Source organism: Streptococcus vulneris (assembly GCF_019218685.1).
GTDB classification, from domain to species: domain Bacteria; phylum Bacillota; class Bacilli; order Lactobacillales; family Streptococcaceae; genus Streptococcus; species Streptococcus vulneris.
In genome coordinates, this window is the sequence record NZ_JAHUZC010000034.1 from 1 (window position 1) to 447 (window position 447).

2 protein-coding genes are annotated in these 447 nt (G+C 64.2%); both read right to left on the reverse strand.

The window, feature by feature from the left end; all coding sequences use genetic code 11:
* Window positions 1-201 (reverse strand): lycopene cyclase family protein (locus KUA57_RS09470; protein ID WP_218494156.1); only part of this gene is annotated, 201 nt, incomplete at its 3' end.
* A 34-nt stretch (window positions 202-235) separates the two neighbouring features.
* The coding region (locus KUA57_RS09475) for a hypothetical protein (RefSeq protein ID WP_218494157.1) at window positions 236-447 on the reverse strand (212 nt) is incomplete at its 5' end.

Below are 447 nucleotides of genomic sequence, written 5' to 3' on the forward strand. Positions count from 1 at the left end.
CTCCTGGGGCTCGGTGTGGTAGCCCCAGTCGATCTGCCCGGTTTTCATCAATTGGAAATAGCCGGCCGGCATGCCGATGAAGGGGCTGCGGTCCCAGCCGCCGGCCTCGATCAGCGTGACGTCGACGGCCGGATTCGCGGATAGTCGATTCGCCAGGACACAACCCGCGGACCCGCCGCCGACAATGATGTAGTCCGTCACAGTGCTGCCCTCGCTCGCAGGTTATGGGGGAAAGTCATGACACCAGACCCGCGCTCATCGGCTCCAGCCGCGCATCGACGATGCGGTTGACGGCGTCGATGAAGCTATCGATGTCCTCGTCGGTCATCGGGGTCGACAGGAATGCCTTGCCGGTGCGGGCGATATGGAAGCCCGCCAAGGTCAAGGCGCGCTGAAGCGCGACAACGCGCCTGGTTTCCTCGGGAGTGGAGTAGCCCGAGCGGTAGT